Source organism: Chitinophaga sp., assembly GCF_035538455.1.
In the GTDB taxonomy this organism is placed as follows: domain Bacteria; phylum Bacteroidota; class Bacteroidia; order Chitinophagales; family Chitinophagaceae; genus Chitinophaga.
The window spans coordinates 1-25169 of sequence record NZ_DATLKJ010000044.1 but is presented as its reverse complement, the minus strand read 5'-3'; the positions used below and the strand labels follow the sequence as shown (position 1 = coordinate 25169).

Annotated in this window: 21 protein-coding genes; 12 read left to right on the top strand and 9 right to left on the bottom strand. The window is 47.2% G+C overall.

Annotated elements, in window-relative coordinates:
• Nucleotides 1-153 precede the first annotated feature (153 nt).
• The 3 genes from VM802_RS05535 to VM802_RS05525 all read right to left on the bottom strand — a co-directional run bounded on the left by VM802_RS05535 (nucleotide 154) and on the right by VM802_RS05525 (nucleotide 3060).
• Nucleotides 154-732, bottom strand: coding sequence for a porin family protein (locus VM802_RS05535; protein ID WP_325528832.1), 579 nt, complete (start codon nucleotides 730-732; stop codon nucleotides 154-156).
• 289 nt (nucleotides 733-1021) lie between these two features.
• Nucleotides 1022-1495 (bottom strand): GNAT family N-acetyltransferase, encoded by a 474-nt coding sequence (locus VM802_RS05530; RefSeq protein WP_325528831.1) that lies wholly within the window; start codon nucleotides 1493-1495, stop codon nucleotides 1022-1024.
• Nucleotides 1496-1689: 194 nt separating this feature from the next.
• Nucleotides 1690-3060 carry a DUF6089 family protein gene (locus VM802_RS05525; protein ID WP_325528830.1) on the bottom strand — a complete coding sequence of 457 codons (1371 nt, stop codon included), beginning with the start codon at nucleotides 3058-3060 and terminating at the stop codon, nucleotides 1690-1692.
• A 229-nt stretch (nucleotides 3061-3289) separates the two neighbouring features.
• On the opposite strand from VM802_RS05525, the gene dnaK reads away from it, so the two are divergent.
• From dnaK to VM802_RS05510, 3 genes are all read left to right on the top strand, one after another.
• Nucleotides 3290-5197, top strand: a complete 1908-nt coding sequence (gene dnaK, locus VM802_RS05520; RefSeq protein ID WP_325528829.1) for a molecular chaperone DnaK — start codon at nucleotides 3290-3292, stop codon at nucleotides 5195-5197.
• A 150-nt stretch (nucleotides 5198-5347) separates the two neighbouring features.
• The gene (locus VM802_RS05515) at nucleotides 5348-7963 is read left to right on the top strand and encodes a 4-alpha-glucanotransferase (RefSeq protein ID WP_325528828.1); all 2616 of its coding nucleotides are present in this window, start codon (nucleotides 5348-5350) and stop codon (nucleotides 7961-7963) included.
• A 5-nt stretch (nucleotides 7964-7968) separates the two neighbouring features.
• Nucleotides 7969-8985 carry a dipeptide epimerase gene (locus VM802_RS05510; protein WP_325528826.1) on the top strand — a complete coding sequence of 339 codons (1017 nt, stop codon included), beginning with the start codon at nucleotides 7969-7971 and terminating at the stop codon, nucleotides 8983-8985.
• Here VM802_RS05510 and VM802_RS05505 read toward each other — a convergent pair.
• The 3 genes from VM802_RS05505 to VM802_RS05495 form a co-directional block, all read right to left on the bottom strand.
• Nucleotides 8976-9569, bottom strand: a complete 594-nt coding sequence (locus VM802_RS05505) for a conflict system bpX4 domain-containing protein (RefSeq protein WP_325528824.1) — start codon at nucleotides 9567-9569, stop codon at nucleotides 8976-8978. The genes VM802_RS05510 and VM802_RS05505 overlap by 10 nt on opposite strands.
• 79 nt (nucleotides 9570-9648) lie before the next feature.
• Nucleotides 9649-9921, bottom strand: coding sequence for a hypothetical protein (locus VM802_RS05500; RefSeq protein ID WP_325528822.1), 273 nt, complete (start codon nucleotides 9919-9921; stop codon nucleotides 9649-9651).
• Nucleotides 9908-11419 carry a C25 family cysteine peptidase gene (locus VM802_RS05495; RefSeq protein ID WP_325528820.1) on the bottom strand — a complete coding sequence of 504 codons (1512 nt, stop codon included), beginning with the start codon at nucleotides 11417-11419 and terminating at the stop codon, nucleotides 9908-9910. The genes VM802_RS05500 and VM802_RS05495 overlap by 14 nt, the downstream gene beginning before the upstream one ends.
• Nucleotides 11420-11588: 169 nt before the next feature.
• Here VM802_RS05495 and VM802_RS05490 point away from each other — a divergent pair, with 169 nt between their 5' ends.
• From VM802_RS05490 to VM802_RS05455, 8 genes are all read left to right on the top strand, one after another.
• Nucleotides 11589-12821 (top strand): DUF6807 domain-containing protein, encoded by a 1233-nt coding sequence (locus VM802_RS05490; RefSeq protein WP_325528818.1) that lies wholly within the window; start codon nucleotides 11589-11591, stop codon nucleotides 12819-12821.
• 131 nt (nucleotides 12822-12952) lie between these two features.
• Entirely contained in the window at nucleotides 12953-13462 is a 510-nt protein-coding gene (locus VM802_RS05485; protein WP_325528816.1) for a hypothetical protein, read from the top strand.
• 35 nt (nucleotides 13463-13497) lie between these two features.
• A complete protein-coding gene (locus VM802_RS05480; RefSeq protein ID WP_325528814.1) occupies nucleotides 13498-14541 on the top strand; it encodes a DUF3137 domain-containing protein in 1044 nt (347 codons plus the stop codon).
• 326 nt (nucleotides 14542-14867) lie between these two features.
• On the top strand, nucleotides 14868-17324 hold the full coding sequence (locus VM802_RS05475; protein ID WP_325528812.1) for an AAA family ATPase: 2457 nt from the start codon (nucleotides 14868-14870) through the stop codon (nucleotides 17322-17324).
• A gap of 87 nt (nucleotides 17325-17411) precedes the next feature.
• Nucleotides 17412-17852 carry a hypothetical protein gene (locus tag VM802_RS05470; protein WP_325528810.1) on the top strand — a complete coding sequence of 147 codons (441 nt, stop codon included), beginning with the start codon at nucleotides 17412-17414 and terminating at the stop codon, nucleotides 17850-17852.
• Nucleotides 17853-17896: 44 nt separating this feature from the next.
• Entirely contained in the window at nucleotides 17897-19276 is a 1380-nt protein-coding gene (locus tag VM802_RS05465; protein WP_325528808.1) for a DUF5458 family protein, read from the top strand.
• 99 nt (nucleotides 19277-19375) lie between these two features.
• Nucleotides 19376-20314, top strand: coding sequence for a hypothetical protein (locus VM802_RS05460; protein WP_325528806.1), 939 nt, complete (start codon nucleotides 19376-19378; stop codon nucleotides 20312-20314).
• Between the two features lie 11 nt (nucleotides 20315-20325).
• Nucleotides 20326-21447 carry a transglycosylase SLT domain-containing protein gene (locus VM802_RS05455; RefSeq protein ID WP_325528803.1) on the top strand — a complete coding sequence of 374 codons (1122 nt, stop codon included), beginning with the start codon at nucleotides 20326-20328 and terminating at the stop codon, nucleotides 21445-21447.
• Here the strand turns inward: VM802_RS05455 and VM802_RS05450 are convergent.
• From VM802_RS05450 to VM802_RS05440, 3 genes are read right to left on the bottom strand one after another with little or no spacing between them, the layout of a single operon-like run.
• The gene (locus VM802_RS05450; RefSeq protein WP_325528801.1) at nucleotides 21357-23186 is read right to left on the bottom strand and encodes a hypothetical protein; all 1830 of its coding nucleotides are present in this window, start codon (nucleotides 23184-23186) and stop codon (nucleotides 21357-21359) included. The genes VM802_RS05455 and VM802_RS05450 overlap by 91 nt on opposite strands.
• 25 nt (nucleotides 23187-23211) lie before the next feature.
• A complete protein-coding gene (locus VM802_RS05445) occupies nucleotides 23212-23643 on the bottom strand; it encodes a GPW/gp25 family protein (RefSeq protein WP_325528799.1) in 432 nt (143 codons plus the stop codon).
• Nucleotides 23644-23666: 23 nt separating this feature from the next.
• Entirely contained in the window at nucleotides 23667-24731 is a 1065-nt protein-coding gene (locus tag VM802_RS05440; protein WP_325528797.1) for a PKD domain-containing protein, read from the bottom strand.
• A gap of 214 nt (nucleotides 24732-24945) precedes the next feature.
• On the opposite strand from VM802_RS05440, the gene VM802_RS05435 reads away from it, so the two are divergent.
• The coding region (locus VM802_RS05435; RefSeq protein WP_325528795.1) for a hypothetical protein at nucleotides 24946-25169 on the top strand (224 nt) is incomplete at its 3' end.

Below are 25169 nucleotides of genomic sequence, written 5' to 3'. Positions count from 1 at the left end.
AAAAATGATTAATGCGGAGAGCAAAGATAACTGTGATTTTTGTGATTTCTGTGATAATCCTGACAGAGGTAAGCGGTGTTGCAGTAATAAGATGAAGAAAGCCCGTCAGGGATCTGAATCCTGACGGGCTTGTATACAATTGAACGTGTTATACTAGAACATATAGAACAGACCGATCTGTGCTACAGAATTCTTGCTGGTGGTATTATTTGAATCCCATATGTTGGTGAGACCGAAGTTGTATCTGCCAGATACGCCAAGGCCCATATCGAATTTATATCCAAAGCCCAGTCCCAGCCCGAAATCTATGGATTTCATCTGGTCTTTCACATCAACAGAAGAGCTGCCAGATTTGATTTTCGCACCAGCCAGGATGCCCAGCTGCGGACCGGCTTCCACATAAAAAGCAGGTACGATGGAGTATTGCACCATTACAGGGATGTTAATATAATCAGTTTTAAGCGTGCCTTTAGCGTAGGTATATCCCAGGAAGCTGCGTTCAAACTTGGTACCCTGGCCTGAGTATAGCAACTCCGGCTGAACGGCCCAGCTCTCATTCAGTGCGATGTTTACAAGACCGCCCGCATAAAAGGATGCACGGGTTTTTGCACCATCAGTGTTGGTTATTTTGTCAATGTTTAATCCTCCCTTAACGCCAAACTGTACCTTTTGTGCCTGTACTGCGAGTACAGTGCCAATAGCCAGTAAACCAGACAGAATAAGTTTTTTCATGATATGTTATTTTGTGGGCGATACGTACCAAGAAATATGCCGGGTTGAAGGTTGTGCAAAAATTCCTGCGCAGCGGGAATCAGGGACCAGGAAGGAAAGCCAATGTGAGGGCAACCGATTTTTTAATCATTCCTGCAGCCTCTATATGTGAGTGGGAATGGGAAAAGGAGGGGGGGCGGTGGAAAAGTACCCTGCTACACCTCGCGCCAGTAAAGGAATACCGGAGTATAGGTGGACTTGATGCGGTGCTGTCCCCCAGGTGAGCAGGTACCAACCCGGCCGGGCCGGATCAGAGATCCTTCACCATCCAGCTATCGCAGCCAAAATGACCGGTATTGCCCATAGGGCCTGTCAGGTAGCGGAATCCGAATTGTTCATATACTTTTCTTGCACGGGCAAGTTCCGGGCTTGTTTCCAGGTAGCATTGCGTATAGCCGTGTTCTTTGGCGAAAGCGAGGCACATGCTGATCAGTTTGCCTGCGAGTCCTTTACCACGGGCTTCCGGGATGAGATACATCTTCTGCAGCTCGCATACGTGTGCTTCGCCGCCGTCCAGGGGATGTATACCGGCGCCGCCGACAATCTTATCTTCTGATTCTGCCACATAGTAAATAGCCCGTGGCTTGTCAAATAATTTTGAGATATGATTGGTGGTAGGGTCGGAGTAGGCAGTGCCCTGTTTGTTCATACCAAATTCGGTCAGCGTGGTTTTTACAATATCTGCCAGCACGGGATCATCCGCTGGTACTATCGTTCTTATCATACTATGGTTTTATGATGATGATTTCCTGATTCCCTGAAGAATGGTGTAAGATGTAGAATTTTTTATAAAAGAAGAAGCCCTGTTGAGATTTTTGACATGTCAAAAATCTCAACAGGGCTTCTTCTTTTATTTAATTAATTACGGTAATCAATTCCACTTATGACGACAATTACCGCAATCATAATAAATCACCCTTAGAAGATAGTGAATTCCACCCTTCTGTTCTTTTGTCTGCCTGAGGCAGTTTTGTTGCTGGCAATTGGTTGTGTTGGGCCATAACCAACGGCTTCGATCTTGGAAGAGTTGACACCTTTTTCAACCATGTATTGTTTTACGGCTTCGGCTCTTTCTCTTGAGAGGGCGAGGTTACGTTCCTTGCTGCCCACATTGTCAGTATGGCCGCTCAGTTTCAGGTTGAGGTTCTTACGTTTGAGCAGCTCTGCCACCCTGTCAAGCGCAGGATAGGAGTTCGGTTTGATAGTTGCTTTGGCAAAATCAAATTCCAGGTTGCGGATCGCCTCTTTTACAACGCGGGTGTCTTCTTCGGTGATCACAACTTTTTCTTCTTTTTTCACCACCTCAGGCACTGGCAGGGGGCATCCTGCTCCATCTACTTTGGTATTGGCAGGAGTGCCGGGGCATTTGTCGAAGAAGTCTGACACGCCATCGCCATCGCTGTCTTTTGTCAGTTTATCCACGTCAGCGGTCAACCTGGCATTATTGGCATTGGCTTTATCCAGTTCTGAAGCCAGGACGGCCTTCTGGGCTGCCAGTTCATCATACATGGATTTTGCCGGGTTGTGCCATTGCAGTTGTTTCTTGCTCTTGCGGCCAAGCGGGAATTCCAATCCTGCGTAACCGTAGGAGTATTTATCCTTGTTAGGGCCATAGTTATAGCCATCAAGGTTGTCGGCATCCAGGTAATTTATAGTGTATCCGAGGTCAAGGTTGATGGACTCAGAGAGTTTGAATTTCAGACCAACTCCAACCGGGATGATGAGTTCTTTGATAGTACCGTCGGTTTTGTAGTTCACTTCGCCGCCGCCTACCTTGGTAAGGGTGGGCTCATAGCCTGCCAGGCCTGCACCCACGGAAGCGTAGATCTGTACAAAGTTTTGGCGGAACAGCCAGTTGACGGTAGCAATGTTCACTACAGCGTTCAATGATCCGGACCATTTCAGCTTGGTGTCAAAAGAGCTGTAGGGGCTCACACGGTTGCTGCCATTGCCGAGCGCCTTGCTGTTGTCGCCTTGTAGCTTGCCGCCTACATAGTCAGCGCGAAGAGCAAGGGAATGAAGTATCTGATACTTCACATAAGCGCCATAACCGGCAGAGGCTTTCCATTTGGTAAAGTCATTGCTACCGCCTGTAGGTGCTACCGGGGCGAGTAATCCGCCATTAACGCCAATAGACCATTTTCTGAATCCGCTGGTTCCGTTAAACAATTCCACATTGGGGTTTGAAGAGGGGGAATTAGTTGTAGATGGTCGATCCTGGGCTATGCCTAAGAGCGGCATAGAAGCTATTAGCAAGCAGGCTGCCCGCATGATGATGCTTTTGTTCATAAATTATTAAAGGTTAGGTTACACAATTTGCTAGTTAACTAAATCAACAATAAGGTCAGGAATGAATAGCTAGAATCGGCAGGCGTGGTTACGAACAATATTTAATTTAACACATCAAATATAGGGCACATGACTGACATAATTACATATTTTTTTTGCTTGGCATAATCATTGACAAACCTAGGGCAAATACGACTTTAACTTACAACTAAAGGAGAATCTTAATACTATGGGAAAAATAATAGGCATTGACTTAGGTACTACCAACTCATGCGTTGCCGTTATGGAAGGTAACGAACCGGTAGTGATTGCCAATGATGAGGGAAGGAGAACAACCCCGTCAGTAGTGGCATTTTTGAAAAACGGAGAAAGAAAAGTGGGTGATCCTGCAAAGCGTCAGGCTATTACCAACCCTGTTAACACTATTATGTCAGTAAAGCGTTTCATGGGCCGTCATTTTGACGAAGTAACCAATGAATTAACGCATGTGAGCTACAAAGTAGTGAGGGGCGATAATAATACCACCCGTGTAGATATTGACGGCAGATTATATACACCGCAGGAAATTTCTGCCATGATCCTGCAGAAAATGAAGAAAACAGCGGAAGACTACCTGGGCCAGGAAGTGACAGAAGCGGTTATCACCGTACCTGCTTACTTTAACGATGCGCAGCGTCAGGCTACCAAAGAAGCAGGCGAGATTGCCGGTCTCACTGTACGCCGTATCATCAACGAGCCTACCGCTGCGGCACTGGCTTATGGTCTGGATAAAAAACATCACGACAGCAAAATCGCTGTATTTGACCTTGGTGGCGGCACATTCGATATCTCCATCCTGGAACTCGGCGACGGCGTATTTGAAGTAAAATCTACCAACGGTGACACTCACCTTGGTGGTGACGACTTCGATAAAGTGATCATGGATTGGCTGGCTGACGAATTCAAGAAAGACGAGGGCGTAGATTTACATAAAGATCCAATGTCCTGGCAGCGTCTGAAAGAAGCTGCTGAAAAGGCAAAGATTGAACTGTCTTCTTCTGCTGAAACAGAAATCAACCTGCCTTATATCACTGCTGTGGATGGCGTTCCCAAACACCTGGTGAAAAAACTGACCCGCGCTAAATTCGAACAGCTGAGCGACAGCCTGGTGGAAAGAACACTGGAGCCTTGCCGTAAAGCCCTGAAAGACGCAGGCATGAATACTTCTGAGATCGACGAAGTGATCCTGGTAGGTGGTTCTACCCGTATCCCTAAGATCCAGGAAGTAGTGGAAAAATTCTTCGGTAAGAAACCAAACAGAGGTGTGAACCCTGATGAAGTAGTAGCCGTAGGTGCTGCTATCCAGGGTGGAGTACTGACAGGCGAAGTGAAAGACGTACTGTTACTGGACGTTACTCCGCTGTCTCTCGGTATTGAAACAATGGGCGGTGTATTCACCAAACTGATCGAGTCCAACACCACTATTCCTTCCAAGAAATCTGAAACCTTCTCTACTGCTGCTGACAACCAGCCTAGCGTGGAAATCCATGTACTGCAGGGAGAAAGGCCGATGGCGAACCAGAACAGAACACTGGGCCGTTTCATCCTGGGAGATATTCCTCCGGCACCACGTGGCGTTCCGCAGATCGAAGTTATCTTCGACATCGATGCTAACGGTATCCTGCACGTATCTGCAAAAGATAAAGGCACCGGTAAAACCCAGAGTATCAAAATCGAAGCTGGTAGCGGCTTGAGCAAGGAAGAAATCGAAAAGATGAAAGCCGAAGCAAAAGCTAATGAGTCTTCCGATAAAGAGCAACGCGAGAAAGTGGAAAAACTCAACAAAGCAGACAGCCTGATCTTCCAGACTGAAAAACAGATCAAAGATTACGGTGACAAACTGCCTGCTGATAAGAAAACCACTATCGAAACAGCGCTCAACAAACTGAAAGAAGCACACAAAGCTCAGGATATTCCGCAGGTAGACAGTGCTACCACTGAATTGGAAGCTGCCTGGACTGCCGCTTCTGAAGAGCTGTACAAAGCTACTCAGGGTCAGCCTGACGGTGGCGCACAACAGGCAGATGCCGGTCAACAGGGCCAGGCTAATGCAGGTGGCGACGGCGTAACTGACGCGGAGTTTGAAGAAGTGAAATAATAATAGCTAACAGCATTAGCTGTTAATATACAGGGGCAGCCCCAAAAGCATTCTTTTGCTTTTGGGGCTGCCCTCTTTTTATTTTCCGGTAATAAAAAGCTTCCAGCTGGAAGCTTTTTATTATTTTGTTTGTCCTTAGCCAGGCACGCCATGCATCAGATTATCAGGTTCTACATCCGTTATCATACGCACTATGGGCAGGAAATGTTCCTGCTGGGAAATATGCCTGCCCTCGGCAGTGATGTGCCACAGCAGGCGCATCGTCTCAACTGCATGAATCATGAATGGTGGTATACAGAAGTGAATATTACCGGCGGGGCTTTCATCCTGCGTTATCAATACCTGCTCCGGGATCTGGAGGAAGTGAAATATGAAGGTGCAGTGAGGGAAGTTACCATTACACCCGGATTACACCCGGAGACGGTTTTTATCGACACCTGGAATGATGCTGCCTGCATAGAGAACGCCTGGACTACCGCTCCTTTTACCCGCGTATTCTTTAACCGCCCGACTTCACTATCTGTTGACGGACAAACAGGCACACATATATTCCGTGTGCAGGCGCCGCTGCTCCCTGTTGGTAAAGCTATCTGCCTGCTGGGTAACGTTCCGCAACTGGGGGGCTGGGATACAGTGCAACCTATATTACTGGAATATGATACAAATGGTTGGTTTAGCGCAGCCGTGGATCTGACAGGTGCCGGTGTTATCATACAATACAAATACGGCGTCTATGATACAGCCGAAGCACACTTCCTGTATTATGAAGAAGGCGGCAACAGAGAACTATATACAGCTGCGGTAGGCGACAGACAGGTGATCCTGCATGATGCATTTGTCCGCATCAATTATCCCGACTGGAAAGGAGCAGGCGTAGCTGTACCGGTGTTCAGTTTGCGCAGCGAAGAAGGCCTGGGTACCGGTGAGTTTGCCGACCTGCCTGACCTGGCCCGCTGGGCGCAGCACAACCACCTGCAACTCATCCAGCTACTACCGGTGAACGATACTATCAATACAGGTACCTGGCGTGATTCTTATCCGTATGCAGCGATCTCTTCCTTTGCCCTGCACCCGCAGTACATCCGTCTGCAACAGGTGGGGAGGCTACCGGCATCGCATCCGCTTGAGCAACAGTTTGATATATTAAGGCAACATCTCAATGAAGCGGAGAAGATAGATTATGAATCCATGATCTCCTTTAAGCTGAAATATCTTAAAGCCCTGTATGAGGCGGAAGGGGAGAAGTTGCAGACACGCGACTACTGGCATTGGTTTGCTGCCAATGAGCACTGGTTGCTTCCCTACGCTGTTTTCTGTTACCTCCGGGATACCTATGATACCTGCGATTATGCCCGGTGGCCGCTATATAACGTGTACGACTATACGGCTATTAACCGCCTGATAGTGAAAGATGCTGTTGCAGCAGAAGCGGCCCATTTCCATTTCTTTGTACAGTATCACCTGCACCTGCAGCTGGAAGCCGCAACTGAGGCTGTACACAGCTATGGTATTGCCCTGAAGGGAGACCTGCCTATTGGTATCTCCCGTTACAGCGTAGATGCCTGGATGCATCCGGATCTCTTTCATCTCGATATGCAGGCTGGCGCACCTCCGGATAGCTTTACTACGCAGGGCCAGAATTGGGGCTTCCCCACTTATAACTGGAAGAAAATGGCAGACGACGGCTACAGCTGGTGGCAGCAGCGCCTGCGCCATCTGGCCGGTTACTTCGATATATTGCGCATTGATCATATACTTGGTTTTTTTCGCATCTGGCAGATACCCATGCATGCAGTACAGGGACTACTTGGATATTTTCATCCAGCCGTTCCCGTTAGCAAGGAAGAGCTGCTGCAACGAGGCATCGCGTTTGATGAAGAACGCTATTGCCAGCCGTGGATAACAGGAGCATTGCTGGAAGATGTTTTTGGCAACTACGCTGAGGTTATAAAAGATACTTACCTGCTGCAGGCAGATAAAGACAGATATATATTACAACCCGCTTATAACACCCAGCGCCGGATCAGGGACCTCCAGCTACCTGAAGCGATGGAAGCGGCACTGTTTCGTCTTGTTGCGGAAGTGCTGCTGATAAAGGTGGAACTGCGTGGGAAAGCGTTATACCATCTCCGTTATGACCTGATTTCCACTGCTTCGTTTGCAGCGCTGGATGCTGTTACACAGGAAAGATTGACATCGCTCTACTATGATTATTTCTATGCGCGCCAGGAAAGCCGCTGGCGCAAAGAAGCCCTGCATAAGTTACCCATACTGAAACGCGCTTCTGCAATGCTGATCTGTGGTGAAGATATAGGCATGGTACCGCATTGTGTACCGGATGTAATGAAGCAGCTTGGTATACTGGGACTGGAGATACAACGGCTGCCCAAGACGCCGGGTCATAACTTTGCAGATATTAAAGGCGCGCCGTATCTCTCTGTACTGACGCCTTCTAACCATGACATGAGCACACTGCGTGGCTGGTGGGAGGAAGATGAAGGTCTCTCCCGGAGATATTATCAGGAGGTATTGCAGCATGCTGTTCCCGCACCGGCAAATGCTACGCCGGAGCTTATACAGGAGATCATCACACAACATATGCAGGCGGCTGCCATGTGGCGCATCTTTCAGATACAGGACCTGCTGGCGGCGGCGGGCTATATCCCGGCACAGCACCCGGATGAAGAACGGATTAATATTCCCGCCATTGCTGCCCATTACTGGCGGTACAGGATACCTCATCCCATTGACCACTACGAATACTGATAAAAATGAAACTGACACTCTATCCTTTCGAATTAAAATTCAGGTATACGTTTACCATCTCACGTAAATCGAAAGACGTACAACCTTTACTGGTAGCTGAACTGGCACAGGATGGCTACAGTGGCCTCGGTGAAACGGCTGATAACTCTTACTACAATATGACCGTGCCGCGCCTGATGGAAGCAATCAATGCACATCGGCCCTTTATCGAGCAATATACGCTTACGACTCCCGAAGCTTTCTGGCAGGAAATGTATCCACGCCTGCAGGATAACATGTTTGCCCTCTGTGCACTGGACCTGGCTGCCTGGGATCTTTATGCCAAAATGCAGCAGAAGAAACTGTATGAAGTATGGCACCTCGACGTCTCCCATAATCCGCTCACTGATTATACTATCGGTATTGATACCATCGAAAATATGGTGAAAAAGCTGCAGGAATTTCCCTGGCCCATTTATAAGATCAAGCTTGGCACACAGGACGATATTGCTATTATCAGGGAGTTGAGAAAGCACACAGACGCAGTTTTCCGGGTAGACGCCAATTGTGCCTGGAACGTGGAAGAAACACTCCGTAACGCTGCTGCCATGAAAGATCTAGGGGTGGAATTTATAGAACAGCCTATGCCTGCGGCTAACTGGGACGATATGAAAATAGTGTTTGATGAGTCAGTGTTACCACTGATAGCGGATGAAAGCTGTATTGTGGAGCAGGATGTAGCCCGTTGTCGTGGTCACTTTCACGGCATCAATATCAAGCTTACCAAATGCGGGGGCATTACACCGGCACTACGTATGATCAGGGAAGCGAGGGAAGCAGGCATGAAGGTAATGACAGGCAGTATGAATGAAAGTACAGTGGGAACCTCTGCTGTAGCGCATTTGCTGCCATTGCTGGATTATGTGGATATGGATGGACCGTTATTGCTGGCAGAAGATACGGCTGATGGTATACGCATCGAAGACGGAAAAATCTTTTATGCCGACGGGCCGGGTATCGGTGCTGTACTACGTCAGTCGTGATGTTCAAATGTTCTTCTGAAACCAGGCCAGAGCAGATCTGCATAATTGCCAAGTGAGGTAGTGACGATGGCCATCACTTCAGGATGATTACACCTGGCCGCGTCTTTGCTGGCAATGATTCTGTCTGCATAAGCCTGTAGGAGAGAAGAATGAGATATAATCACTTCCACATTGCTATCTGTGCGGACATTCATTCCTGTGGAAGAAAAGGGCCAGTGGGCGGCAGTAGCGAGAATAGCGGTGGCAGTTGGCCTATTTTTGTGAATACTCAGGAGGTCGGGGAGGAAGCGCAGGCAGAGATCTGCGGAATAGATGGCGGATGGGGTAACGGTGCCGGCTACACTAAATGATTCTACCAGGTTCTTTTCATGCATGATATTATAGATATACCGGGCGGCAGTCACAGCAGCTACAGGGTCAAATGCCGGGGCAGCACCGGGCAGATCAGCAACATCGTTATTGTAGTAATCCTGCATGACAGCTGTCATATCGCATAATTCTTCCGGAGTAACCGGTGTGTTGCGTGCTGTCACAGTTAATTGACCATCATGGATCAGTGTACGGATAAAATTCGAAAAGTTCATAGGGTCCCTTGCCTTCAGCGCTTAGCGGGAAGCATTCACTAACAAAATAAGAAAAAAATAACTAAGCACATATGTTTGATCAGTCAGGCTCTTCTTGCCATGATTGTGCCAGGAAGACGTAGTCAACAATATACCCGGTAGTGGTGATAGTTTTACCTGCCTGTTCCATCAGCGGATTTTCCATGAATGGATTACACCCGGCAGGCCGTATCAGGTAGTCACCCTGTGCAGTTACCAGGAATACGCCCAGATGTTCACTCTTGCTGAACTTCCCGAAGGTACGCAGTACCAGCCGGCCCGTCAGGGTGATTGTTGAAGGATGGTTTCCCTGATTGTTTTTATCTGCTGACATATTCACGATAACCAAGTATTTGATTGTTTTTTTCTTTTACCACCAGCACTTTTGTGGAGGTGGATGCCCCCCCTGCTGCTGATTCCGAAAATACATGAAATTTTACAGATGGCATGGATTGTTCAGTGGGTTCGCCGGCTTGGTGATGATTTACAAATGTTTTTGGCAGCGGTTTGTCTTTGAATTCCTTTTCATCCAGTAGTGAATGCATGGCATTTTGTAGGCCCTTATCAGGAGTGGGTGTACCGGTTTCCTGGGGAACAGCAATAAAGTTGTGCAGCATTTTACCACGCGCTTCGAGATTATCGCGGCGGTTTTGTACTGTATTGATGAAGGCTTTCTCCTGTCCGTCTGTGCTTGGGTCTTTATCGTTGATAACCGGCTGTATGGATGGGTCACCCAGGAGGTAGAACTGAGCGGCTGTCTTGAGCTCAAACGGATCGAGGGTAGGGCCCATTTCATTGAGGAAGCGTTGTCTTGCTTCCAGTAAGGCTCTTCCGGTAGAGGCGCCATTCAGTATATTGATCAGGAAGAACTGGGTGAGGAGGTCTGCAAGTCCTTGTCCTTTTGGCGGGCCATAGGCGATGTTGGAGCTACCAACAAAGGCTACCGCATGGTTGAGCAGATAGCTATTGGCCATGCTCATCAGTTTCGCGTCGTTCTTTCCGGGATCAAACAGTTGTCCGCCGTAACAACATTCTGTGGCTACCACCGTACCGTGGCTGATCTTATTGGCTAATCCATCTGATCTCATGGCCAGCGGGAAATTGGTTACCTGCTGTCCATAATAGCCGGGATTATAGATGGCACCATGACAGTTGATGAAATGAGTCCTGGGCTGTAATTGTGCAGCAGTCCAGTTATCGCCGGTGATATTGGGTTCACCGGGGAGTACCAGCAGGCTCTTGTTATTGCCAAATATCTGCTGCAGACTGTTTTGTGTTGAGTCTTGCCAGTCGAATGTGCTGACGGAAAAATAATGCTTGTATTCGCTCTGTGGCAGCGGTTTTACGGCGGGTATGTCGTTCAGCAGCGACAACAGGTAGCTGTGATCGCTTACACCGGGAATGTCCGGCAGACGGCCTACCACCCTGGTAGGAGAAATAAACTTGCCGGGATCTTTATCATAAGGCATGTCGCACGCATATGGCAGATCGCTGGGGATAAGGCTGTCGGGATCATTCTCTCCGGAAAGCATATTCTTCAGCCGCTGAAAGGGCACAATATCCTGCGAGCCTATCAGCATAATATAGCCTGGCGTAAAGAAGTGATATAGTTCATCTATCGCCTGTTTATACTGTGCGTCACTATTGTGTTCAGTAACAGGCGTGGCCTGGAAGGATTTCATTTGCACCGGATCATCTACAAAAATTATATGTGTCTGTAACTGCCGGGTAGCATCATATGTCTGCAGGGTTTTCAGGGCATCCAGGATAGTTTGGTGATGGGCTCCATACTTCTTCTGCAGGTTCGTCTTGTTAGTAATAATCAGTTTCATCGTCAGCATATGTATTACCGGTATAGCCATAGCGTCTTCATTGATTAAGCTCCAAAAATAGGGATTGAAAACTTTATTATGGCTTTTTGCAAAAATATCATTTCATTACGCAGGGTACTTGCACACCGGTAAACTATAACGTATTTTTAGTCGTTACATTGCTCCCGTTATGAAAGTTTATCTTATTATTCCATTTCTGATATTACTGCTGCATCATGCTCTATATGCACAGGTGATTGCCCGTTATGAGGTAAGGGCTGGTAACTTAAAGCGTATGAACAGCATTGTTTATGCGCCGATGAAAGATAGTACGGATGAACGTTTGCTGAGGATGGAGGAAGTGACGAATGGTAAGCGTATACCCGTTCCCGTTACTATCCATAATGATAGTGTGTCATGGATGCTTAGTGGTGTTACCAACGCTGGTGCTACCCGCAGATATGAATTGAAAAAGACACGGACGCCGCTTGCTGCCATGCCGGACATGCGGGTGAATGATTACGCTGGTGCGATCATCTTGCAGCAGAACGACCGAAAGATACTCCAGTATAATCACGCCACCGTGGAGCCGCCAGCAGGAACAGATACCCTGTACCGCCGCAATGCCTTTATACACCCATTGTGGGCGCCCAATGGCGCTGTGCTTACCAACATCTTCCCCAATGCAGGCCACCGTCATCACATGGGCATCTGGAATCCATGGACGCATACTTATTTCGAAGGGCGCGAAACAGATTTCTGGAACATTCAGAAGAAAGACGGGAAAGTCCGTTTCCGGAAAATGCTGACTACCACTATCGGGGGGCAATGGTGTGGATTCACAGCAGAACAGGATCATGTCGCTTTGCTGAAAGATGGCCGGGAAAAGACCGCACTTCACGAAATATGGGATATACGCGCCTATCGCGCTACAGACAATGCTTCCCGCCGTCTGTGGGATTTTACTTCTATTTTCACATGCGCTACAGACAGCGGTATTACCCTGATGCAATACCGTTATGGCGGAGGGTTTGGACTGCGTACTACTGCTGCTTTTACCGCACAAACAAGCCAGGTGCTTACCTCTGAAGGTAAAACCCGGAAAGATGCTGATAGTACCAGGGCCAGATGGGTAAAGATTTCCGGGACGACGCCGGAGGGAAAGGCAGGTATGCTTATTATGAACCATCCGCAGAATTATGATTCTCCTGAGCCACTGCGTGTGTGGCCGGAAGATATGGAAGGCGGCGAGCTGATGTTCAATTTCACCCCTACCAGGATGAAGGCCTGGAGACTTAATAACAGTAACGTATATACGCTTAAATATCGCATCCTGGTGTTCGCAGGGGATATTACCGTGGAAGAGGCCGATGCACTGTGGGCAGATTATGCCCAGCCACCTGTTGTGGTTCGCCTGCCATGATTTGTGTTTTGCGATGTCCTCGTTTTTATTTTATTTTGATGATCTGAATGGATGTGGTTAAACTCCGGGAATTTTTCCATCCTGAAGAACAGATTGTTTTTAACCTTGATCGTTTTCTATAACCATACAGTATGAATAACCTCCGTGAACTCAAAGCCAGATTGCTTGAAATACACGAGAAAGACAAAAAGCAAACCATCACTGCACTGATAGTTGCAGAAACAGCAGCTATATTGTTATTAATACTGGTGTTCACTTCTATGGTGTCTGGTGGTTCAAAACTGCCGGCAGCGGTATATTTCATGTTAAGCATGCTGGTAATAGGGCCGCTGATTCCCTACATTATTATGTTGGGGCAGGCAGCAAAGCGCCGGCAGAAAATAGAGGAGTTTATCGGGAGGCTCGAAAGCGGGGAGCAGGTCAGTAACATCAACACGTATACTGATTATAAACTCATACTTCCATTCCGTCTGATCAGGATACGCCTTTTTCCGATGGAATATGCGCAGGTTGTACTGGGCCCCGACAGAAAATCCTACAAACTGCCGTTGTCTGAAGAAAATGTACAGCCTTTCCGTGCATTGCTTAGCCTGGGAAGTGGTGTTCAGGGCAATACTTCTGCTAACTGGGCCGGTAATTAGAATATCCTATTGTATAACCTTGTTTATGTTATAATATGAAAACACTGGAAGAGTTTTCCGCTTTCGTGGATCAGCAGCTGGACAAAGATCTGAAAGATCTGGAACAGAAGCGCGTGGCCGGCCGGGCATGGATCCGCCGCATGTGGATATTAGGTATCCTGCCTGTAGTATTGTTCTTCATCTTCATTATACGTCCGGCTATGGATGTCGGCCGCACGGATACTTCCGGTGGTAATGATTTGTTCGTTTTTGTGATAGCAGGCGCATTGCTAATGGCTGGTGCCGGTTTCCTGATACGGCATTTCATGATGCGCACGAGGGGTGCTACAGAAATCAAAGACTATCAGCAGGACTTTAAGAACAGAGTGGTCAGGCGTATTATTGCGTTCATCAATCCTGAATACACTTATCAACCGCTTAATTATGCCAGCTATGAGGAGTTTACGGAGAACGGGTTGTTTTCAAGGAAAGATTACCGCATCACGGGCAATGACCAGGTATTTGGTAAAACAGGCGAGATGAACTTCCAGTTCTGTGATCTGAAAGTGACACATATGCCACTGGTAACACTTCGCGGACAGGATGCGGATGTGGTTTTTGAAGGAAGTTATTTTATTGCGCAGTTTCCCCGTTATTTTAGTACCCCCGTTTACGTAATATCCCGTGTCAGTATGTCGGAAAACCTCTTTGCCTCCCCCAATGCGAATGAAGGATATATCGAAACATGGAGTCTTGGAAAGAAGGTATTGCCTTCTGATGCAGCCTTCAATAAAGCGTTTATGGTATACGCCAAAGATGTGGAAGAGGCCCAGCAACTGCTCACACCGGTATTGCTACAGAAGATTGCCGCCCTGCAGGAACGTTCACAGGCCAAGCTGTTCATTTCTTTTTACAGCAACAGAATCTATATTGGTATCAGCCACGGCAGAGATTATTTTGAAGCTGGTCTGGATGAATCACTGAATAATCAGCAGCTGTTGAAAGACTACTACCTGGATTTCCTGACACAGCTGCAAATGGTGGAAGACCTTAAACAGAATGTCAGTATCTGGACCACCACAGCGTTTTCACGCTCGTAAATGTATCAGGAACCTGCCTGATAATTTTATGAATTATATTAATGTTTTAAGTGAATAAATTATTATATATTTCTGCCTGCTTGAATATTTTATGTAATGATGTGTTGATAAGGATTTGAGAGAAGTGATGTGTTCGCTGTTATAATTCCGCGGAGATGTTTACCCCTGTAGTGTGTCTTCATAACTGCTGCTGCAGTAGTTTTTCTTGCAGATTGCATATTCTGTACATAATTTCGCAGTATCTTTACTAGACTTCCCTTTGGGGGAGTGGAGAAGAGAGTTGTAATTGTTAACTTGTATAATCAGAAAAACCTGGAATCATCCAAATGACCCTTTCAACGTTGACCATATTCGGCACTGACCTACAGGCAGTGATCAGGATAGCCAAAGCGATCGCTAAGGAATATCTCCATGCGCATTATACTCCGGCGCATCTCCTTCGTGCATGCATGCATAAAGAGGTAGGGCTTGCTCCTGTTCTGCACCAGATGAATATCGATGTTTACTACCTGGAGGAATGGGCCGAAGTAAGACTTGATGAACTTCCCAGGTCATCACGGCTGCCGGATGAAGCAGAGCCCGATGATGCCGCAGCCACTGTTTTACAGGAAGCCATTAACATTGCATTGGAGAATGACAGCACAGAGGCAGACGCCTGGAGCCTGTTGATTGCCTTGTGTACGCCGGGTGTAGGCTTCTCTTACGAGCAGCTGAAAACGTTCCCCTTTACACGTGATCAACTGATTGCAGCCAGCAAAAAAGGGAAGAGCAGTGCTGCTGTCAATAGCGGAAATAATAACGGCGGAGGTGTTGCGGCCAAACCCGTCGCCTTAAAATATGTATATCGTATCACCGATCCGCAGCTGCTGCAAACTTTCCATCCTGTAATTGGCCGCGATGGCGAAATTCGTGCTATAACGGAGATCCTTACACGAAAGGACAGGGCCAGCGTACTCATCATAGGAGAGGGAGGCGTTGGTAAAACGGCCCTGGCAGAAGGGTTGGCAAAGGCCATTGTTGAGAAGCAGGTACCTTTACAGCTACAGTCGTCAGATATTTATGCACTTGATTACGGCGCCTTCATTGCCGGCGCTGCTTATAAAAATGAACTGGAAGATCGCCTGTTGCAAATCATTCAGCAACTGAAACAAAGCGGAAGACATATCCTTTTCATTGATAACCTGCATACGCTGCTCGATAAGCAATCCGGTGGCGGTATGGCCAATGTGCTAAAAGCGGCCCTTGGTAAAGGCGAAATCATCCTTATCGGCAGTACCACGCCGGAGGGTTTCCGTAAGCTCATAGAGCCTGATGCCATCCTGCGGCACCGTTTTGAAACTATTACGCTTCCGGAGCCGGACGAAACACAGGCTACACGTATGATTACTGCAGTGGTGCCTGTTTACGAAAGCTTTTATAAACTCAAAGTATTACCTGAAAGTATATATGACGCTATCCGCTTATCCAAACGTTACCTGAAGGAACGCAGCCTGCCAGACAGTGCTGTTAACCTCCTGGACCGCACCATGGCAGCAGTGCGCGCCATGCAGGATACCGGACAGGGATTGCTGCAAAGCCTCCGGGATGAGTTTGCAGCGCTAACGGCAAAGGATAACCTGAAAGCTGATGACCTGCAATGGTTCTACAGGCAGATGACAGAAAGACTGGGCGCACTGCTTGCAAGTAAATTGCATACTGATAAGGATGTACAGAAAATATCGGATGTCAATGAACTGACAACATACCTTCAACAGTTACTGGAACAACTGGCCACCGCTGTTGCTGCCAAACATGAAGAGGTTACACCGGTAGATCTGGCTACTATGATTGCCGGTATTACTGGCATCCCCTTAGGCAAAATCCAGTCACAGGAGCGGGAACGCTTGGTAAGCATGGACCTGCATCTGCAAAAAAGAGTAGTAGGCCAGGATCATGCGTTGAAGGCAGTTGCTGACGCTATACTCGAGTCGAGGTCTGGTCTCAGCAGACCAGGGCAGCCAATAGGTTCTTTCTTCTTCCTGGGACCTACCGGAACCGGTAAAACAGAACTGGCAAAATCATTGGCTGATTTTCTCTTCCAGGACGAACGCTCTATGATCCGCTTTGATATGTCGGAATTCAAGGAAGAACACGCTGCTGCCCTGCTTTATGGCGCTCCTCCGGGATATGTAGGCTACGAGGAAGGAGGGCTGCTGGTGAATAAGATCAGGCAGCAACCATATGCAGTAGTATTGTTTGATGAAATAGAGAAAGCGCATCCATCCGTATTCGATATCTTCCTTCAGATCATGGATGAAGGAAAGCTGCATGACAGGTTGGGCAAAACCGGCGACTTCTCTAATGCACTGGTATTGTTTACATCCAACATAGGAAGCGATACCATTGCAAAGTCTTTTCAGCAAGGTGTTATACCGCCTTCACAGCAACTGATGGAACTAATGGCACGTCATTTCAGACCGGAGTTTCTGGGAAGGTTGACGGAAATCGTACCTTTTGGTCCTATTCAGCAGGAAAATGTGGAAAAAATATTCGATATTCATCTCCGGCATTTATTGCAATTGCTGGAGCAGCAACAGATTAATCTGAATGTCACACCGGCTGCACGTAAACACCTGGCAATGCTGGGATATTCTCCCCAGTACGGTGCCCGCCCGCTCAGGGAGGTGATCCGCGGACAATTGCGTAAACCTTTGTCACGCATGATTATTGACGGCAGCCTGCAGAAAGATATGAGCGTAACATTGGATCTTGTAGATGAAAAACTCGATTGGAAAATTAGTTAGTAAACCTCAATAGTAAATTGTTTGGCTTCCAGGTATAACAACAGGGTACCTGGGATCCATAATTCCAAAAATTCAAAACCTTTTTTTATGAATGACAACTACGGAATTGGTGGTACAGAAGTGAAACTGGATGCCAATGAAGCCATTGCGGAAATATCGCATAACCGTACGCTGTTTGCTGAAAAACTCACCCAGCAGGCGCCCATAAAACCGGAAATTGTGGAAGGTCTCACCTCCGTGGAAGCCGTTTTTGAACATTTCAAACCGGAAGTGAATGTTAGCTTTCACGATGCAGATGGCCGCCCGGTTCCAGAGAAATTAGAATTCCATCACCTGGGAGATTTTGGAGTGAAAGGTATCACCGGACAAAGTGCCTTCCTGAATGATCTGGCAACAGAAAAGGAACAGTACCTCAAGATTATGAAACACCTGAAAACAAATAAGATCCTGAAACAGGCACTGGCAGACCCGGAAGCCCGTCAGGCCATGTTGAACGCTATCCGTGGACTGCTGAAAGATCTGAAGTAATTTTTTATTCTATTCCTCCATTCCCTGATTACAATTTATTTATCATGGCAGAATTACAGAAAAACCAGGAGCTGGAAGACCAGCAGAGCGTAGGTCAGCAGCCAGCAGCGAAGCAGGAAGTTGACCTGGTGAAAAGTATTGACCAACTCACTAAATATGGCGGCTTTGACCTCCTGGAAGCTACTGTGGAAGGTGCGCAAAACCTCAACCCGGAACGTAAAGCCCGCCGCAATATATTCTTAACGGAAGCTGCAAAGAAGTCCGAGAGAGATAAACTGAAGAAAACGTTATCCCTCTGGGAGAAAGTTTTGTCTGAAGCCAATGAACTGCCTGAAATGGTAGATTACTGCAACACTCATGCAGAGGAAGCGGACAAAGTACTGACCACCAACTTGGGTGAAGCCGTGGAAGCCACCCGTGAGCTGGAACAGTCTTATCGCAACGTGGCACTCTTCTTCAAAAATACAGAGTCCGAGAAAGTAAAGAATATATCGTTCATGAATGTTGAGCTGGAACAGCTTAAAGATCTGGACAATACCCGCTTTATCGACGCCATACAAACTGAGCTGGTGAATAACTACGACAGACTCGATCTGCGTAGCAACTACAGCTTGCTGGTTGTGCCCGGCTATCTCGGTTCCAACAAGGTCCTGGAAAAATGGGCCAAGATCGCGCATGAAAACAAAGCCATGCTGATCACCGACTTCGCACACCTTGATGCCCCGGATGATGTGATGGAAATGTTTGAACTTGCCAATCTCACCGGCGGCGAAATACATCGCTCTAATGTGATCATGTCCTGTAACTGGCTGGTAGGCCGCGGTAAGTTTGATGAAGTGGGCGAACAGGATAACCTGTATGTACCGCCTTCCGGCGCACTCGCAGGCAAGATCTACAAGACGTTGATGTCGCAGGTTACTGCCGGTAAAAAATTCGGTGGTATGAATGAAGTGGATGGCGTTAAATTCGAACTGAAGAAAAGTGAAATTGCCAGCCTCGAAAAAATGGGGCTCGTGCCAATGGTGAAGGAATACGGCAAGGTAATGGCATTCAGTGCCAAAACACTGTTCAACGGGGATAACCTCGGATTACAGACCTACTCCGTAGTTCGTGTATTCGACTTCGTTACGAAAGTGCTGATGGACTTCCTGAATCGCCGCGCCTTTGAAAACTTCAACGCGAATACGCGCAAGGACCTGATGAAACAGATCATCCGCTTCCTGGACGGTATCACCGGTCCGGACAAGCTGATCGAGGACTTCAATATCCGCCGCTTTGAGCAGGACCCCATACAGAAAGATCGTATTCACCTCGATATCCATCTGAAGCCTTATTTCCCCGCTAAAAACTTCCTGATCAAAATGGAAGGCCAGAAGGGAGATGATGCTACCGATTGGGAAACCAAATACGAACAGGATAAATAGTTTATTAAAAAGATCTTTTAGCATAAAGGGTCAGCTTTCAGTTATCAGAACTGTGGTTGACCCTTTGGTGCCAGACATTGAAATTTAAAAGTTTGAGAAATGAAGCAAGTGCTATGCAGCTTATTTATAGTTTGTTTGTTAACAGGTGTAACATTGAAGCAGGCCTCAGCGCAGTCTGCCAGAGGAACAGATACCATTTACACAGCAAGAGGCGCTTCAACCCTGATCACCTGTGGCTCACCCATCAGTACCTTCCAGATTGGCGATGGTAAAAATGCTGATTATGATTATCGTATTGTAGATGGCAATATGGTTTTCATCAGGCCCGTTACCGCCAACCCGAAACCTACTAACCTTATTGTTCGCGAAGGCGAGAATATCCACTACATGATCCTGGCAAATAATGTTGCCTATAATGATAAACCGGATCTCGCCAAACTGAAATATGTACTGTCAAGGTCCAAAGGCGGAGCAGTGATCACCGGTGCTACTGTACTGGAAAGCGGAAAACCACTCGCAGAGCCGGGAAAGGGCGATAAGAATACTTCCGGAAATGTTTCCGGTCTGAGACTTTCAGACATCCCGCCGGCTGAAACAGTAGATATAAAAGTAGACACTGTTGCTGTAAGCAAGCTCGCTGAGGACTTTGGGAAAGACCACCGCGCGAACCATCAGTATGAAGTGAAAGTGGAAGGAGTAAGTCTGGGTTATTCACAGGCCATGACACTCAATAACATGAACTACTTCTGCTATCGTATACGCAATAAATCAAAAGAACCATTTGAACTGGTGAAAGCCACACTCCTGCACAAGGAAAAGAAAGACTCTGTAATACTGCATTCCATGCCGCTGCTTTATAAGCACGGGCCGGTAACCATTGCCCCCAAAGGTGAAGCCAGCGAAGTGTTTGTAGTGCCTTCAAAGACATTCAAGAAAGATGATGAAGTGATCATTGTGCTGGAGTCTACAGAGAACAAGCCACAGATTGTTTTATATCTACCTGCTTCCACGCTGCCCAAATATATGGTGACGAAATAATTGCACCTGTTATGAAGTATTTGTTGCTGACAGGATTGTTCCTTTGTTTGTTGGTCCGTCCGGGTATTGCACAGCAGATAGACTTCTGTGGTGAAGTGGTGCCCATGGAGCGGGAGTTTGTTTCCTATCGCCTCATGGATGTCATCAAACGTAACCTGCGTTATCAGAAGTATCTGCCTACCCTGCGTTCCAAGGCAGAGTTGTACTTTCCTGTCATTGAGCCGATCCTGGAACAATACCATGTGCCACTCGATTTTAAATACCTGCCGATCGTGGAGAGCGGCCTTACCAACGCCACTTCGCCAGTAGGTGCACAGGGCGTATGGCAGATCATGCCTGGTACCGCCGCTGAGCTGGGACTGAATGTAACTGCCGGAAATGATGAACGCAACCATCTTATTAAAGCTACGCATGCTGCATGCAGGCTGATACGTCTCTTTCATGATCAGCTCAAATCATGGACGCTCGCTGCCGCTGCCTATAATGCGGGGTCAGGTAATATATCGCGTAATGTGCGCCGGCAGGGAAGCACAGATTACTATCAGCTGATGCTCAATAATGAAACTGCTGAATACATCTACAAGATTATTGCCATCAAGCAGCTGTTTGAGAACCCTGAAATGTATATGCCGGGATTCGGATACAATGTATTCGCCAAAAACAGCAGGAGCGGCAATGTATTCTCCACGCCGCCACCGTCAGGTAATGCCAGAGAGTTTAATTCAATTCGTATCAGTGTGGGCACTAAAGCCGTAGCAGCCAAAGGAAGTACTGTTACGTATGCTGCAAAACTGCAGAATAATAATAACTTCCAGGATGGCGGACTGGTAAGCATTCAATTGCTGGACGATCTGCAGGCCAATGGCGTGTATATACGAAAAACCTCCAGCATATCCGGTAAAGGATGGCTGGTGAGCAACCGGGTGTATGTCGACTTGGGCTTTGGTAATACAGTGATACTATGTGCTGCTGATGGCAGGAAAGGTGTGCCGCTGGATCAGCTGAAAACTGGCGCCAACGTGCAGTTGCGTAGCACAGATGCTCACACGGGCTTGTCGTTAATGAATATGCGGTATGGAAATGTGTTAGCCGATTTCTCCTGTAACTGGAGCAGCAATTCATCTTTGAGATAGGTGAGATTGGCTGCCGGATATTTGGTAACAGGTTGCATGAGCGCGATGTGAATATCTATAGTGCGACTGTAGCCTGCACTGGTTCCGGGTTGCATGGCCACGCCCCTGGATACGGTGGCAGACTTCATCTCGTTGCCAAAAATAATGCGGCACAGCACTTTCATATCTTCGGGTGTCACCACCCGGTTGTGCGACAACAAATGAGCGCGATACAGATTGATCTTTTCGTCAATATTCAGCCTGTCCTTTCCCCCCTGTGTATTGGTGAGTAGTGTAATGCTGCTGGGCTTGGTGTGTATGTTGCCGTATTCCAGCATTTTACTGCCCATGCGTATATTGTTGGCTGCAGTGCCGTTAGTGGAATAGAAATCTATAAAAATGTATTCCGCATTTTCCTTCGGTTTTACCATTATATACGGAATGTTACCCTTATTGGACCCCGGCTGCAATTGTTCTTCCAGTGAGGCAATGAGTTGATGCAGTTCGCGCATGCGGTTGGTAACGTAATCATTTTTTACTTCTTCAAACAACGAGCTTTCATCCCTGATCACCTCCATGAGATAGGCAATGACTTCTTTGGCTTCACGGGTATCAAAACGGCCGATACCACTGGTGCGTACTACCAGCTCGCCCTCCTGCATCTGCCCGGCTGTGGCAAAATTACGCACATAATAATCGGTGCCTTCCAGATCGTATACACGTTTGATATCGAAGAAAATATCCGGGGTCTGTAACGGAATGATATTAAGGTAGCGGTTAAGCTTCAGTGATTGCTCGTTGTTTTTTTTGTTAATGACCGGGAAGCAGTTGATGCTGCAATAAAGGTCTTCCAGTAATGTGTGGTGCAGCGCCTCCGGGAACTCTATCCTGATCCATTGAATATTGGGAATCAGTTTTTCTGCCTGTGGGCCAAAGATACGGCTAAGCTGTTCAGGCAACCCGCTGGCGGCACGTTGCTGTTTATCTGTTACAGTAAGGAAGTGTCTGCGGTACCGTTGCAGTATATGCTGGCTGTACCTGGCATTGGTGTCCACGGCTACCTGCATCATCTGATCTATCTCTTCTTCCATGACACTGCGGCTGTGGTGGTATCCATTTTTGACGGTCAGCTCTGTATCATTGATATAGAAGCGGGCGAGGGGCAGGTAGTGATAAAACATTTCCTGCTGATGGATATTGCGAAGGTCAAAAAAGAATGACATGCCCTCATAATTGCCCTGTAATCCTTCCTCCATTGCCAACCCTATCCAGAGGTGATTGGGCGGCGTATCGGGCAGATAATGGCCTTGCAGGACCTGTTCCTTGAACCAGTAATCACGGGTTTCAAATACTTTGTTGCCAATTACCAGGTATTGCAGCTGGCCTCTGAAGAGGCGGTGATTGGTAACGGGCGAAAAGAAGACATCACTGCTGGTGCTCCCGGATTTTGTATGGTGATAGAACTGGTGGTCTGCACGAATGTCTGCTACCGGTTCTGTTGATATAGCGTGTAAAATGCCAAAGGCTGGCTGGCTGCTGGTAACAGGTTCCGGCATCATGATCTGTGCCAGTCTTTCCACAAGTCTCGCGTGAGATACATCTACTTCTCCTGAAATTTTTTCCAGTTCACTGGCACAGGCTTCCAGCAGTAATTGTACGATGGGGTCAAAAGATGTTTCCACCTCTGCATCCGGGTATCCCCACAGACGGGCAGCGGTTTTTAACATCCGGTCTTTTATCCTTTCTTTTTTCTCTTTCATGCAATGCTGTTCATAAAACTATTAATCAATCGTACGATAGCGGGCTGATATAGAAATAGCTGCTGTACTGGAAGGGGTTATTATTTTTAGCGAGTGTTCCGGTAACGGTTACACGGATTTTCTTTTTCATTTTACGCGCAGGAGCCAGGAACAGTTCCTCCTGGTTAACGGCGGCCACTACCTTAATCTGTATCAGCCGTTTCTCATAGCGTGAAATAGAAGCCTTCACCGCATTCTCGATCTGTTCCTTTACTTCGTTGTTGGATGCCTTAATGTCGAAATCACTGTCCCACCACTGGCAGCCATACTGCGGATCATCTTTGTTCTCGCCGAGGACGGTGGTGATCAGCAGGTGTATATGTTGCCCCACAGACTCTTCCAGCGTAATGGAAGGCATATCCTTTTTCTGAAGGATTTGCGAGAAGTCCATCGGTATCTTATAATATTTTCCTTTCATCTTTTACAGTTTGATCAGGAAAACTAGAATATCCCTAACACTTTTTTATCGTACAGGATTCTGATTTCTGTGACACATCCGTTCGGATCTTTTACGAGGTTTACTTTCTCTATTTTAAACCGCTTCTTACCATGTATCCGGGCGCAGAAGTGCGAGAAATTATCTGTCTGTTTATCGTTCAGTAATACCCTTACGTCCAGGTTGCCGCAGAGGAATTGAGCAAAGTCTGAGGCATTCCTTTGTTTCAGTGGTACTTGTTTCAGCAGGTGAAGGAACTCTTCATCCGCAATGGCCGGTACTTTGGGTTTAGGTGGTTCTGCTGGTTTGGCGGCAGGCGTGTCCGCACGCGGAGGCCCCGGCCATGGATCAGCAATGATAGGCCCTCCGCCACCGGATTCTTTGATGGCCGGATATACGGTAACCCGTTTCTGCACCATGTGACTGGTGTCACCATTAACAATGAGTGTCAATATTCTTTCACCTACAGAGGAGAATACATAGCTTACTGAAGAGCCGGAATGTGTTTCAGCATTGTTTTGCAGCAGCCGCCAGTTCCAGCTGGTGGCGCCGGGGGTGTTGTTGGTAAAGGTCACCTTTCTGCCTACGAAGGCCTCATCCGGGCCGGTAATCACGGGGAATATATCGGCGCCGCTACTAACGGGGGTATCCGTAATTCCCATCACCACTATTATCTCTTTGGTCCAGGAGCACTTGCCGGATTTGAGCGTTGCTACATAGCTGCCTGCTTTCATATAGGCGTGCCTTACCTGGAAGCCTGTCTGCCTTGCGGAAGAGTCACCAAATTCCCAGACGTAGCTGCTGTTATGGGTTACGGAATCTTTTGCTTCAAAAGTGATAACCTCTCCTACAATATAGGTTTTACTGTCTGCGTGTTGTTTATGGCTGAGTAATATTTCTGTATTGGCACAGTCCTGTTTATTGTCCAGCTGAAATGCAAGTAAAACGATACTGATTATCAGCAGGCCAAGGAATGTGTAAAGCACCATGGGGTCAACATGACTGGCTATTCTTCCAAAAGGTCTGAAAGTTGTTACTTTCCTCTCATTTTCGGGTTTACGGGGGGCCATTGGTTTTTCAGGTTTTTACAATTTTAGTGTTTTTTTAGATAAATTGCCATAGTTGGCGGATCAGAATTTTTTTCTGCTCAAAATTTACGCCACGTCCTAAATAAGTATTAAAGCAATACGCTATTTTTGCCGTTAGCAGTTAGCCCTTGAGTTTGTAAAGATAGTAATACTAACGGCAAAGCGTGAGAACGAAAAACCTTAAATAATTAACCTCATGGTAAACAACGCCCAAAAGGCCGCGGTACTTGAAGAAGTGATAGACCACGTAAACGATTTGCGCTACGATGTAAGGGCGGAGGTGGTTGTGGGCGAGTTACTGGATAACCAGGTACGGGAGGAAGAGGTAATGGTGCAGTTGCAGAATGTGTTTACCCGTGCATTTAAGAAAGATATACTTCAGGTGAAGCTGGACGACAGTCGGCCGTATCAGCCTTTTAT

What these genes read in the sequence shown, in the direction of transcription:
- VM802_RS05535 (WP_325528832.1), bottom strand. Translation starts at nt 732, where the DNA reads ATGAAAAAACTTATTCTGTCTGGTTTACTGGCTATTGGCACTGTACTC.
- VM802_RS05530 (WP_325528831.1), bottom strand. Translation starts at nt 1,495, where the DNA reads ATGATAAGAACGATAGTACCAGCGGATGATCCCGTGCTGGCAGATATT.
- VM802_RS05525 (WP_325528830.1), bottom strand. Translation starts at nt 3,060, where the DNA reads ATGAACAAAAGCATCATCATGCGGGCAGCCTGCTTGCTAATAGCTTCT.
- dnaK (WP_325528829.1), top strand. Translation starts at nt 3,290, where the DNA reads ATGGGAAAAATAATAGGCATTGACTTAGGTACTACCAACTCATGCGTT.
- VM802_RS05515 (WP_325528828.1), top strand. Translation starts at nt 5,348, where the DNA reads ATGCATCAGATTATCAGGTTCTACATCCGTTATCATACGCACTATGGG.
- VM802_RS05510 (WP_325528826.1), top strand. Translation starts at nt 7,969, where the DNA reads ATGAAACTGACACTCTATCCTTTCGAATTAAAATTCAGGTATACGTTT.
- VM802_RS05505 (WP_325528824.1), bottom strand. Translation starts at nt 9,569, where the DNA reads ATGAACTTTTCGAATTTTATCCGTACACTGATCCATGATGGTCAATTA.
- VM802_RS05500 (WP_325528822.1), bottom strand. Translation starts at nt 9,921, where the DNA reads ATGTCAGCAGATAAAAACAATCAGGGAAACCATCCTTCAACAATCACC.
- VM802_RS05495 (WP_325528820.1), bottom strand. Translation starts at nt 11,419, where the DNA reads ATGAAACTGATTATTACTAACAAGACGAACCTGCAGAAGAAGTATGGA.
- VM802_RS05490 (WP_325528818.1), top strand. Translation starts at nt 11,589, where the DNA reads ATGAAAGTTTATCTTATTATTCCATTTCTGATATTACTGCTGCATCAT.
- VM802_RS05485 (WP_325528816.1), top strand. Translation starts at nt 12,953, where the DNA reads ATGAATAACCTCCGTGAACTCAAAGCCAGATTGCTTGAAATACACGAG.
- VM802_RS05480 (WP_325528814.1), top strand. Translation starts at nt 13,498, where the DNA reads ATGAAAACACTGGAAGAGTTTTCCGCTTTCGTGGATCAGCAGCTGGAC.
- VM802_RS05475 (WP_325528812.1), top strand. Translation starts at nt 14,868, where the DNA reads ATGACCCTTTCAACGTTGACCATATTCGGCACTGACCTACAGGCAGTG.
- VM802_RS05470 (WP_325528810.1), top strand. Translation starts at nt 17,412, where the DNA reads ATGAATGACAACTACGGAATTGGTGGTACAGAAGTGAAACTGGATGCC.
- VM802_RS05465 (WP_325528808.1), top strand. Translation starts at nt 17,897, where the DNA reads ATGGCAGAATTACAGAAAAACCAGGAGCTGGAAGACCAGCAGAGCGTA.
- VM802_RS05460 (WP_325528806.1), top strand. Translation starts at nt 19,376, where the DNA reads ATGAAGCAAGTGCTATGCAGCTTATTTATAGTTTGTTTGTTAACAGGT.
- VM802_RS05455 (WP_325528803.1), top strand. Translation starts at nt 20,326, where the DNA reads ATGAAGTATTTGTTGCTGACAGGATTGTTCCTTTGTTTGTTGGTCCGT.
- VM802_RS05450 (WP_325528801.1), bottom strand. Translation starts at nt 23,186, where the DNA reads ATGAAAGAGAAAAAAGAAAGGATAAAAGACCGGATGTTAAAAACCGCT.
- VM802_RS05445 (WP_325528799.1), bottom strand. Translation starts at nt 23,643, where the DNA reads ATGAAAGGAAAATATTATAAGATACCGATGGACTTCTCGCAAATCCTT.
- VM802_RS05440 (WP_325528797.1), bottom strand. Translation starts at nt 24,731, where the DNA reads ATGGCCCCCCGTAAACCCGAAAATGAGAGGAAAGTAACAACTTTCAGA.